Annotated in this window: 7 protein-coding genes and 1 pseudogene; 5 read left to right on the top strand and 3 right to left on the bottom strand. The window is 74.5% G+C overall.

Annotation, left to right across the window (positions count from 1 at the left end; all coding sequences use genetic code 11):
* Positions 1-50: 50 nt before the first annotated feature.
* The gene (locus IEY37_RS01995) at positions 51-788 is read right to left on the bottom strand and encodes a GntR family transcriptional regulator (protein ID WP_188939803.1); all 738 of its coding nucleotides are present in this window, start codon (positions 786-788) and stop codon (positions 51-53) included.
* Positions 789-978: 190 nt separating this feature from the next.
* Between IEY37_RS01995 and iolC the strand changes: the two genes are divergently transcribed.
* The 5 genes from iolC (at position 979) to IEY37_RS01970 (ending at position 8,149) form a co-directional block, all read left to right on the top strand.
* Positions 979-1,932: a 5-dehydro-2-deoxygluconokinase gene (iolC, locus tag IEY37_RS01990; RefSeq protein ID WP_188939802.1), complete on the top strand. Its 954-nt coding sequence runs from the start codon at positions 979-981 to the stop codon at positions 1,930-1,932.
* A 316-nt stretch (positions 1,933-2,248) separates the two neighbouring features.
* Entirely contained in the window at positions 2,249-3,286 is a 1,038-nt protein-coding gene (gene iolB / locus IEY37_RS01985) for a 5-deoxy-glucuronate isomerase (protein ID WP_188939801.1), read from the top strand.
* Positions 3,287-3,315: 29 nt separating this feature from the next.
* Positions 3,316-5,256: a 3D-(3,5/4)-trihydroxycyclohexane-1,2-dione acylhydrolase (decyclizing) gene (iolD, locus tag IEY37_RS01980; protein ID WP_188940155.1), complete on the top strand. Its 1,941-nt coding sequence runs from the start codon at positions 3,316-3,318 to the stop codon at positions 5,254-5,256.
* A gap of 64 nt (positions 5,257-5,320) precedes the next feature.
* Positions 5,321-6,853 carry a CoA-acylating methylmalonate-semialdehyde dehydrogenase gene (locus IEY37_RS01975; RefSeq protein WP_188939800.1) on the top strand — a complete coding sequence of 511 codons (1,533 nt, stop codon included), beginning with the start codon at positions 5,321-5,323 and terminating at the stop codon, positions 6,851-6,853.
* 378 nt (positions 6,854-7,231) lie between these two features.
* Positions 7,232-8,149, top strand: a complete 918-nt coding sequence (locus IEY37_RS01970; protein ID WP_188939799.1) for a TIM barrel protein — start codon at positions 7,232-7,234, stop codon at positions 8,147-8,149.
* Positions 8,150-8,229: 80 nt separating this feature from the next.
* On the opposite strand, the gene IEY37_RS21790 is transcribed toward IEY37_RS01970, so the two are convergent.
* Together IEY37_RS21790 and IEY37_RS22725 are read right to left on the bottom strand one after the other, a co-directional pair.
* On the bottom strand, positions 8,230-10,695 hold the full coding sequence (locus tag IEY37_RS21790) for a transglycosylase SLT domain-containing protein (protein WP_229673572.1): 2,466 nt from the start codon (positions 10,693-10,695) through the stop codon (positions 8,230-8,232).
* Positions 10,696-10,980: 285 nt separating this feature from the next.
* Positions 10,981-11,526 (bottom strand): annotated as a pseudogene (locus IEY37_RS22725) (L,D-transpeptidase family protein); the annotation flags it as partial.

Genomic DNA, 11,526 nt, shown 5'->3' with positions numbered 1-11,526 from the left:
CGGGCCGCGAGGACGCCTCCAAACCTCCTCGGGCACCCGCGCCGGGCGGCTCAGTGGTCGACGAGCGTGACCTCGAACGAGTACTGGCTGGCCCGGTAGACGTGCCCGCCCCACTCGACCGTGGCGCCCGAGTCGTCGTGGGTGGCCCGCTCCATGGTCAGCAGCGGTGCCCCGCGCCGCTCGCCGAGCAGCCGGCACTCCTCGACGGTGCCGGCGCGGGCACCGATCCGCTGCCGGGCCACGCGGAAGTGGACGCCCCGCGCGCGCATGACCTGGTACAGCCCGCGGGCGGCCAGCTCGTCGGCGTCGATGTCGGCCAGCGCCTGCGGCAGGTAGTTCTCCAGCACGGCCAGCGGCTCGCCGTTCGCCCAGCGGACCCGGCGCAGGTGCAGCACCCGGGTGCCGGGCCGGACGTCGAGACGGGCCGCGACGTCGTCCCGGGCCGGCACCACCTCGTGCACCAGCACCGTGGTGGCCGGCGCCTGGTGGGCGCGGCTGAGGTCGTCGAACAGGCTGGTCAGCTCGACGGGCCGGGTGACCTTGCCGTGCACCACCTGCGTGCCGACCCCGCGCTTGCGGACCAGCAGGCCCTTGTCCACGAGCTCCTGGATGGCGCGGCGCATGGTGGGCCGGGACAGCCCGAACTGGTCGGCCAGGCTGATCTCGTTGTCCAGCCGGGCGCCCGGGCCGAGCCGGCCGGAGGTGATCGCCCGCTCGAGGAGCTGGGACACCTGGAAGTAGAGCGGCATCGGGCTGGACCGGTCGAGATCGCCGAAATCCTGCGCCATCACCCCGCCCCTCCGGTCGCCGGCTGGAGCGTACCGAGCACCGGTCAGGACGATCAATCATCGGTATGTCAGGACATACGTTGACACCGCAGGTGGCGTGCGACAGCCTTGGCCCACCCACGCCGGCGTCCGGACGCCGGCGAGGGCCCGGCCGGCCGGCGCCCGGTCGGGCGGACGGGAGTGGTGGCGCGTGGCGGACCGTCTCGACGTCCTGACCATCGGCCGCGTCGGCGTGGACCTGTACCCGCTGCAGGACAACGTGGGTCTCGAGGACGTCGAGACCTTCGGCAAGTACCTGGGCGGCAGCGCGACCAACGTCGCCGTGGCCGCCGCCCGGCACGGCCTGCGGTCGGCCGTCGTCACCCGGACCGGCCCGGACGCCTTCGGCCGCTTCGTGCACCGCGCGCTGCAGGACCTCGGCGTGGACGACCGTTTCGTGACGGCCGTGCCGGGACTGCTGACGCCGGTGACCTTCTGCGAGATGTACCCGCCGGACCACTTCCCGCTGCTGTTCTACCGGCTGCCCACCGCTCCCGACCTGCAGATCCACGCCGACGAGCTGGACCTGGCGGCGATCGCGGAGGCCGGCGTCTACTGGTCCACGGTGACCGGCCTGTCCGAGGAACCCAGCCGGTCCGCCCACCACGCGGCCTGGCGCGCGCGCGGACGGCGGCGCTGGACGGTGCTCGACCTGGACTACCGGCCGATGTTCTGGTCCGACCCGGCCGCGGCGACGGCGGCCGTCCGGGATGCCCTGCCGCACGTCACGGTGGCGGTGGGCAACCGGGAGGAGTGTGAGATCGCCGTCGGCGAGACCGATCCGCTGCGCGCGGGGCGGGCGCTGCTGGACGCCGGGGTGGAGCTGGCCGTGGTGAAGCTGGGCCCGCGCGGGGTACTGGGCGTCACCCGCGACGAGGTGGTGGAGGTGCCGCCGACCCCGGTGACGGTCGTCAACGGGCTGGGTGCCGGCGACGGCTTCGGCGGCGCGCTGTGCCACGGCCTGCTGCAGGGCCGGCCGCTGGCGGAGGTGCTGCGCTTCGCCAACGCCGCCGGCGCGATCGTCGCCGGTCGCCGGGAGTGCTCGACCGCCATGCCGACGACCGCCGAGGTGCAGGCGCTGCTGGAGCGGGTGGGTGGTGGCTGAGCGGACCGGAGCCGGCCGGCGGCACCGGTCGGTCCGGGGGGGGGAGGGACGTGGTGTGGTCGGGGCGGTGTGCAGGGCGGTCCCGCGCAGTGCGACTGTCGTGGTCGTCGAGAGGAGCGGGTGATGGACGGGACGACCCTGCCGACGCCGGTGATCGACGGTGAGCCGTCGGGCAGGCCGGTCGGCACACGCGCGCTCCGGCGGCCGGGCCTCCGGCCGACCGCGCGCCGGTTCGCCGTGCGTCGAAGCCTGGCGAGCATGGCGGACGGCGACTCCGCCGGTCGTCTGGTCGTCGCCGCCGCGGCGGTGCGCTGACATGGCGGCACACCTGCCCGACCGGGGCCGCCACCACCTGCCAGCCGGCACCACCGGGGACACGGGCGCCGCCGGCGCCGATCTGCCGGGCGCCTCCGGCACTGATCAGCCGGGCGCCTCCGGCGCCGATCAGCCGGGCGCCTCCGGCACTGATCAGCCGGGCACCTCCGGCGCCGTGGTCGAGGTCGACGTCACCCCGGAGACCGCGGGCTGGGCCTGGTCCGGCCTGCGGGTGCTGCGGCTCGCACCCGGCGTGCCCGCCACCGTCGCCACGGGAGACCTGGAGACCCTGGTGCTGCCGCTGTCCGGGGGTCTCGAGGTGCGGTGCGACGGCGACCGTCTCGAGCTCGCCGGGCGTCCGGACCCGTTCTCCGGGATCACCGACTTCGCGTACCTGCCGATCGGTGCGCAGGCCGAGCTGGAGAGCGTGTCCGGTGCCGTGGTGGCGCTGCCGGCCGCCCGGGCGACCCGGCGGCTGCCCTTCCGCTACGGGCCCGCCGACGAGGTGCCGGTCGAGCTGCGCGGCGCCGGCGCCTGCAGCCGGCAGGTCGTCAACTTCGCGACGCCCGAGGCGTTCGAGACCGACCGGCTCATCGCCTGCGAGGTGCTCACCCCGGCGGGCAACTGGTCGTCGTACCCGCCGCACAAGCACGACGAGGCCGCCCCGCACGAGTCCGAACTCGAGGAGATCTACTACTACCGCTTCCGTTCCGTCGCGCCGGTGCCGGTCAGCGGGTGCGAGGCCGGATACCAGCGGGTGTACGGGACGCCGGAGCGGCCGATCGACGTGCTGGCCGCGCTGGGCGACGGCGACGTCGTGCTGATCCCGCACGGCTGGCACGGGCCGTCGATGGCCTCGCCGGGGCACGACATGTACTACCTGAACGTCATGGCCGGGCCGGGGGAGCGGGCGTGGCGCATCTCCGACGACCCGGACCACGGGTGGATCCGGCAGGTCTGGGCCGCGCAGGAGGTGGACCCGCGCCTGCCGCTGTACCGGCTGCCGGCGCGCCCCGCGGACGGGGGTACCGGCCGGTGACCGGTGCGCACGCGGACCGTCCCGCAGCGGTGCCGGGCGACGCCCCCGCGGCACCGGCGGCCGGTGCGACCGCGGACCGCGCACCGGACACGGTCCGGCTGACCGTCGGGCAGGCCGTCGTCCGGTTCCTGGCCGCCCAGTACACCGAGCGGGACGGGGTGCGCCGCCGGCTCTTCACCGGGTGCTTCGGCATCTTCGGCCACGGCAACGTCGCCGGCCTGGGACAGGCGCTCCTGCAGGCCGAGATCGACACCCCGGGCCTGCTGCCGTACCACCAGGGCCGCAACGAGCAGGCGATGGTGCACCTCGCCGCGGGCTACGCGCGGCAGCAGGACCGGCTGCAGACCTTCGCGGTCACGGCGTCGATCGGTCCCGGTTCCACGAACATGCTCACCGGCGCGGCGCTGGCGACGATCAACCGGCTGCCGGTGCTCTTGCTGGCGGGAGACGTCTTCGCCACCCGGGTCGCCTCCCCGGTGCTGCAGGAGCTGGAGCAGCCCTACGCCGGCGACCTGTCGGTCAACGACGCCTTCCGCCCGCTCTCGCGCTTCTTCGACCGCGTCTGGCGACCCGAGCAGCTGCCGTCCGCGCTGCTCGGCGCGATGCGCGTGCTCACCGACCCGGCGGAGACCGGCGCGGTGACCCTGGCGCTGCCGCAGGACGTGCAGGCGCAGGCCTGGGACTGGCCGGCCGAGCTGTTCGCCGACCGGGTCTGGCGGATCGGCCGCCCGCCGCCGGAACCGGCGGTCGTCGCCCGGGCCGCGGAGATCATCCGTTCGGCCCGGCGGCCCTTCGTGGTGGCCGGCGGCGGGGTGATCTACGGCGGGGCCGACGGAGCGCTGCGACGCTTCGTCGAGGCCACCGGCATCCCCGTCGGCGAGACCCAGGCCGGCAAGGGTTCGCTGCCCTACGACCACCCGTGCAACGCCGGCGCGGTCGGCGCCACCGGCAACCCGGCCGCGAACGCCCTGGCTCGGGAGGCGGACGTCGTCCTCGGCATCGGCACCCGGTACTCCGACTTCACCACGGCGTCGCGGACCGCCTTCGCAGCCCCCGGGGTGCGCTTCGTCACCGTGAACGTCGCCCGGCTCGACGCCGTCAAGCACGCCGGGCTGCCGGTGCAGGCCGACGCCCGCGAGGCGCTCGACGCGCTGACCGAGGCGCTCGCCGGTCACCGGACCGACGACGCCTACCGGGAGCGGGTCGCCGCGCTCTCCCGGGCCTGGGACGAGACCGTGGTCGCCGCGCACCGCAGCGGTCACGGCGCCCGCACCGGCACCCTGGCGCAGGCCGAGGTGCTCGGCGCGGTCGAGGCGGCGATGGGTCCCCGCGACGTCGTGGTGTGCGCCGCCGGGTCGCTGCCGAGCGACCTGCACGCGCTCTGGCGCACCCGGGACCGCAAGGGCTACCACGTCGAGTACGGCTACTCCTGCATGGGTTACGAGATCCCCGGTGGCATCGGCGTCCGGATGGCCGCCCCCGACCGGGACGTCTTCGTCACCATGGGCGACGGGTCCTACCTGATGATGGCGACGGAACTGGTCACCGCGGTCCAGGAGGGCATCAAGATCATCGTCGTGCTGCTGCAGAACCACGGCTATGCCTCGATCGGCGCGCTCTCGGAGTCCGTCGGTGCGCAGCGCTTCGGCACCAGGTACCGGTACCGCGACCCGGCCACCGGCCGGCTGGACGGTGCCCTGCTCCCGGTCGACCTGGCCGCCAACGCCGAGAGCCTGGGCGTGCACGTGGTGCGGGCACGGACGCTGGCCGAGCTGACCGAGGCCCTGGCCGCGGCGAAGGCCGCCGACCATGCGGTGCTGGTGCACGTCGACACGGACCCGTTCGAGCCGTCGCCGTCCGGTGACGGCTGGTGGGACGTGCCGGTGGCCGAGGTGTCCACCCTGGACTCCACGGCCCGGGCGTATCGCGAGTACCGCGACGGCAAGCGCGCACAGCGGCCGTACCTGTGAGGGCACCGGACAGGGCGCCGGGTCACCGCGAGCAGAATCGACCCGACAGCGAGGAGAGGACGACATGACGGTGACGCAGGAGGCCGCGGTCCGGGCCGGCACGGACCTGGACGTGGTGACGCACTGGGCGGACGGCGCCCCCTTCCCGGGATCCGGCCGGCGCTTCGGCGACGTCTACGACCCGGCGACCGGCCAGCTGAGCCGCCGGGTGGCCTTCGCCGACGCGGACGACGCCGAGCAGGTGATCGCCGCCGCGGTGCGGGCCTTCCCCGAGTGGCGCGACGTGTCGCTGGCCCGCCGGACGCAGGTGCTGTTCGCCTTCCGCGAGCTGCTCAACGCCCGCAAGCAGGAGCTGGCGCAGATCATCACCGCCGAGCACGGCAAGGTGCTGGACGACGCGCTCGGGGAGATCACCCGCGGCCAGGAGATCGTCGAGTTCGCCTGCGGCCTCCAGCACCTGCTCAAGGGCTTCAACACCGAGAACGCCTCGACCCGGGTGGACGTGCACTCGTTGCGCCAGCCCGTCGGCGTGGTGGGCATCATCTCGCCGTTCAACTTCCCGGCCATGGTGCCGATGTGGTTCTTCCCGCTGGCGATCGCCGCGGGCAACGCGGTGGTCGTCAAGCCCAGCGAGAAGGACCCGTCCGCGGCCAACTGGCTGGCGGCGCTGTGGAAGGAGGCCGGGCTTCCCGACGGGGTCTTCAACGTCCTGCACGGCGACAAGGCTGCCGTCGACGCGCTGCTGACCCACCCGGCCGTGCGGGCCATCTCGTTCGTCGGCTCGACCCCGATCGCCCGGTACGTGTACGAGACCGCGACCGCGCACGGCAAGCGCGTGCAGGCCCTCGGCGGGGCGAAGAACCACATGCTGGTGCTGCCCGACGCCGACCTCGACCTGGCCGCGGACGCGGCGGTCAACGCCGGCTTCGGCTCGGCCGGCGAGCGTTGCATGGCCGTCTCCGCGCTGGTGGCGGTGGACACCGTCGCGGACGACCTGGTGGCCAGGATCGCCGATCGCATCTCCGGCCTGCGCGTCGGCGACGGGCGCCGGGGCTGTGACATGGGCCCGCTGGTCACCGCGGCCCACCGGGACCGGGTCGCCGGGTACATCCAGGCCGGCGCCGACGCCGGGGCGACGCTGGTGGTCGACGGCCGGGACCGCGACGTGGACGGCGCCGCGGAGGGCTTCTGGGTGGGACCCACGCTGTTCGACCACGTCTCGACCGACATGTCGATCTACACGGACGAGATCTTCGGTCCGGTGCTGTCCGTGCTGCGGGTGCAGAGCTACGACGAGGGGCTGGCACTGATCAACGCCAACCCCTACGGCAACGGCACGGCCGTGTTCACCAACGACGGGGGAGCGGCCCGCCGCTTCGAGAACGAGGTCGAGGTCGGAATGGTCGGCATCAACGTCGCCGTGCCGGTCCCGGTCGGCTACTACTCGTTCGGCGGCTGGAAGAACTCGCTGTTCGGCGACACCCACGCGCACGGCGTCGAGGGCGTGCACTTCTTCACCCGGGGCAAGGTGGTCACCACGCGCTGGCTCGACCCGAGCCACGGCGGCATCAATCTCGGCTTCCCGCAGAACGTCTGACCGGGACGTCCGCAGCGGAGGCAGCCGGGACCGGCCCGGCCGCCGGCCGGCCCGGCCGCCGGCCGGCCCGGCTGCCGGCCGGGGTCGGGGTGCAGAGCCGCAAGTGCAGCTGCGCGGTGCAGGTCCGCGGGTCGGCGTCGTCCGGTGCGCTGGACGTCGACCGGTGTGCTCGGCACCGTGCTCGCCTCCGTGCGAGGCTCCGGCACCGTCGGGTGCCGGCGCCCCGGATCGCGTCCGCCGATGCGGACGGGCGCGGCCGGCGCTCCCGGCGCTTGGTCCTGACATTCGTATGTCTGGACAAACCTTGACGGCATCGGTCGGCCGGGCCACGCTGGGCCGGACCCGGTCCGCACGCCGGACGCCTGCAACGGAGGACGCGTGACCGCCACCAGCACGACGAGCCGGCTGACCGTCGGGTCGGCACCCGACTCCTGGGGTGTCTGGTTCCCCGACGACCCGCAGCAGGTGCCGGCCGAGCGGTTCCTCGACGAGGTCGCGGCCGCGGGGTACCGGTGGATCGAACTCGGCCCGTACGGCTACCTGCCGACGGACCCGTCCGCCCTGCAGGACGCGCTGTCGGCGCGTGACCTGCGAGTCTCGGCCGGCACGGTGTTCGAGCACCTGCACCGCGAGGACAGCTGGGACAGCGTGTGGTCCCAGGTGTCCGACGTGGCGGGGCTGGCCGGCAGCCAGGGCGCGACCCACCTCGTCGTCATCCCCGACATGTGGCGCGACCAGGCCGACGGGTCGGTGATCGGGGAGCGCCACCTGGACGCCGAGGCCTGGCGGCGCAAGACCTCGGGCATGGACCGGCTGGGCCGCGCGGTCCGCGAGGAGTACGGGATGCAGGTGGTCTTCCACCCGCACGCGGACAGCCACGTGGACACCGGAGCGGCGGTCGAGAGGTTCCTGTCCGACACCGATCCCGAGTGGGTGTCGCTCTGCGTGGACACCGGCCACCTGAGCTACTGCGGCGGCGACAACCTGGCCGTGATCCGCGACCATCCCGAGCGGATCGGCTACGTCCACCTCAAGCAGGTCGACCCGGCGGTGCGCGCCCGGGTGGAGGCCGAGGACCTGTCGTTCTCGGCGGCGGTCCGGCTCGGCGCCATGGTGGAGCCGCCGCGGGGTGTGCCCGACCTGCCGCCCGTGCTGGAGGCACTGGAGGCACTGGGCCGCCCGCTCTTCTGCATCGTCGAGCAGGACCTGTACCCGTGCGCGCCGGACGTGCCCTACCCGATCGCCCAGCGCACCCACGCCTACCTGGCCGGCTGCCGACCGCTGCGCGCGCGCTGACACCCGGGACAGCGGCGGCCGGACGCAGCAGGGCCGGCAGGCCCGGACGTCCGGGCCCGCCGCCCCGTGGGCGTGGACGGTCAGCGCGCCTCGTCGTACCCGACGTACCCGCCACCATTGCGCAGCGACACCAGACCCGGGACGTTGTGGATGGACCCGTAGGTGTCGATCGCGTAGTTCAGCCCGGCGTAGAGGTTCGCGGCCGGGTTCAGCAGGTCGTCCGGCAGCAGCGCGGACCGGTAGGCGTTGAACGTGGGCTGGATGACCTGGATCAGACCCTTGGACGGATGGCCGTTCTGCGCGTTGCTGTCCCAGTTGTTCACCGCGTCCGGGTCACCGCCGGACTCCCAGCGGATCATCGTGTTGACGTCGTTCAGGTTGCCCGACGACTGTCCGAGGGCGGCCAGCACGCACAGCGTCACCGGGTTCCAGCGGGTGATGGACGTCCCGCTCGGATCCGGACCGATCGACGCGCAGCCGGAGGTCGCCGTCGCCGGCGTCTTGCCCGGCCACCACAGCGGCACCCCGGCCGAGGACACCACCGTCAGCCGGCCGTCCGTCTGCAGCACCGTGCGGGCAGCGGTGTTGCCGGTGGTCTTCGAGTACCAGAGCGGCGTGCTGCCCTGGTACACCACCAGGTTCCCGCCGTTCTGCTGGACCGCGTGCGCGCCCGGGTGACCGGCGGTGCCGGTCTGCCAGATCAACCGGCCCAGCCGGGTGCGCACCACCAGGTTGCCGTCGGTCTGCATGAGCACGTACGCGGACCGGTTCGCCGACCACAGCTGCCAGCCCGGCTGCAGCCACCGTCCGGGCATCAGCACGCTGTTCACCGAACCGGTGCTCCAGAGCACCGTGCTGCCGGCCCGCAGCGCCGCGGTGCCGTCCGAGCCCAGAGTCAGGTCCGACCACGGGTGCCCGGCGGTCCCGGACGCCCAGAGCACGCCGCCGCCCGGCGACTGGATGACCAGGTCGCCGTCGGTCTGCAGCAGCGCCACCGCACCCGGGTTCCCGTCGGTGTTGCTGTGCCAGAGCCGGCTGCCCTGCGCGGTCATCACCAGATCGCCGTCGGTCTGCATCGAGAGGGAGAACTGGCCCGACGGCGACGTCAGCGCACTGCCGGAGGAGATCGCCTGGCCGGGGGCCAGCGCCCGGGTCGGCGGCCCGGACAGCACGAAGCCGGCGACGTCCGCCACCAGGTGCAGGGTGCCCCCGGCCCTGGTCGTGAGCCGGACGGTGCCGTTCGTCCCGACCGGGACCAGCACCAGGTTGCTGACGGTCTGGCCCGGGCTCCAGTTCAGGTTCGAGGCGTTGGCGACCGCGACGCCGTCGGGACCGGCGACCAGGTAGCCGGCGGAGGTGGGGGCGGTGACGGTGACCACGAGCGCGACGGCGGAGACGCCGGAGGCCGGGACGCCGCCGGCCCCGGTGACCTTCAGCCGCACCGCGCCCGTACCGGCCAGCGGACCGCCGGCCCCACCGACGCCGGTGCGGCTGTCCAGCACCCGGGCCGGCAGCACGGGCTGCACCGACCCGGTCAGTGTCGTGGACCCGGCGACGACGTATCCCGCGACGTCCGCCAGCAGGTGCAGGGTGCCGGCGCCGGTCGTCCAGACGGTCATCCGGCCGTCCGGGCTGAGCGGGACGACGGCGAGGTTGGCCAGCGTCCCGCCGGCCGGGTAGTTCAGGTTCGAGACCGCGGGCGGGGTGGCGCCGGCGGGGCCGGCGGCCAGGTGGCCGCCGCCGGTGGTGCGGGTGACGGTCAGGTTGACCACCACGGCCGCCACGCCGGAGGCCGGGATCCCGCCGCGCCCGGTGACCTGGACGGTGACCGAGCCCCGGCCGGCGACCGGGGCCTGCGCCGCCCCGACGCCGTCGACGGTGTTCAGGATCCGGGACGGGCTCGGCAGCACCTGCACGCCGCCGGGCTCGGTGACGTCGCCGTCCCGGTAGTAGCCGGACACGTCGGCCACCAGGTGCAGCCGGTCCGTGGGCCGTCCGGACGTGTAGAGCCGCACCTTGCCGTCGGCGCCGACCGGGACCACCGCGAGATTGGCGACGGTCTGCCCGGCCGCCCAGTTGAGGTTCGACGCATCCGGCCGCGGGTCACCGTCGGCGCCGGCGGCCAGGTACCCGCCGCCGGTGGCGGCGGTGACGGTCAGGGTCAGCACGACGGCGGAGACGCCGTCGGCCGGGACGCCGCCGACCCCGAGGACCTGTACCGCGACGGACCCGGGGGCGACCTGCAGGCCGCGGGTCCCGCCGATCCCGGTGCGGGTGTCCAGCACCCGGCTGGACGTCAGCGCGCTGAAGGCGCCAGCGGTCGAGCCGGCCGCGCCCTGCGCGACCGGCGTGGCGGCGGGGGCGACCACCGGGACCGCTGCGAAGTCGGCGGCCGGGGCGGCGTGCGCGGCCGCGGGAACGGCAGCCGGTGCGGTGGCAGCTGCCGGTGTCAGCGCTGCGGCGGCTGGCGCGCCGAGCGCACCACCGGCCAGCACAGCGACGACCGCCGCCGTGAGCAGGACCTTCGTTCTGTGACCAGCCGACACACGTGTCCCCTTCGACCCGGCCGGCACCGGGCCGGCGGCGCGGCAGCCGCCCGACGCGGTTGCTGCCCGGCAGTACAGGGCACCGTCCGTGACTGCACATGCACGGAACGGCGGCACCGCCCTAGGCATCGTGCAAGGCGGTCCCGGCACAGGGCAATAACCCCTCCGAGGGGCGGCGCAGGTCGGAAGATGACGTAGAGCCACGCCTGTGGCTTCCGACAGGGCCGTCCGGGGGGTTTCCCGGCTCGCAGGACGGTGCGCGCCGGGCCGCGGCGCATCCGCCGGTCAGTAGGGCGCGTACCCGAAGACGTAGACCTCGTCGCCGACGGACAACCGGTCGAAGAAGACCTGCGAGGCTTCGTTCGACAGGTGGATGCACCCGTGCGACGGCACGGACAGGCTGCCGGCGTGGAAGGCGATGCCACCGTCGAAGAAGACCGAGTTCGGCATCGGGGCGTTGTCGAACTCGGAGGAGTGGTGGTCGGCGTCCTTCCAGTAGACCTGGAAGGTGCCCGCGTAGGTGCGGTAGCCGGGCCGTCCCGAGGTGGTCGGCACCGGGCCGTAGGTGATCCGGCCGCCGGACTGCAACCACGCCCGCGAGTGCGTCAGGTCCACGCAGGCCCGCGCGGAGGCCGGGCAGGGGTTGGCCGTCGCGGTCACGGTCCGCGGGGCGGAGGCCCGGGGGGTGAACCGTGCGTCGCCGCTGTAGCCGGCGCGGACCTGGTGGGCTCCGACCGACCACTGCGGCAGGACGACGGCGGCCGTGCCGCCGTGCAGGGCGCCGGAGGCGACCGCGCGTCCGTCGACGGTCACGGTGACCCGGCCGGGGGG

Source organism: Nakamurella endophytica (assembly GCF_014646215.1).
In the GTDB taxonomy this organism is placed as follows: Bacteria; Actinomycetota; Actinomycetes; order Mycobacteriales; family Nakamurellaceae; genus Nakamurella; species Nakamurella endophytica.
This window is presented reverse-complemented; position numbering and strand designations above follow the sequence as displayed.

Coding starts and splice junctions, on each gene's coding strand:
- IEY37_RS01995 (WP_188939803.1), bottom strand. CDS start 788: ATGGCGCAGGATTTCGGCGATCTCGACCGGTCCAGCCCGATGCCGCTC.
- iolB (WP_188939801.1), top strand. CDS start 2,249: ATGGCGGCACACCTGCCCGACCGGGGCCGCCACCACCTGCCAGCCGGC.
- IEY37_RS01975 (WP_188939800.1), top strand. CDS start 5,321: ATGACGGTGACGCAGGAGGCCGCGGTCCGGGCCGGCACGGACCTGGAC.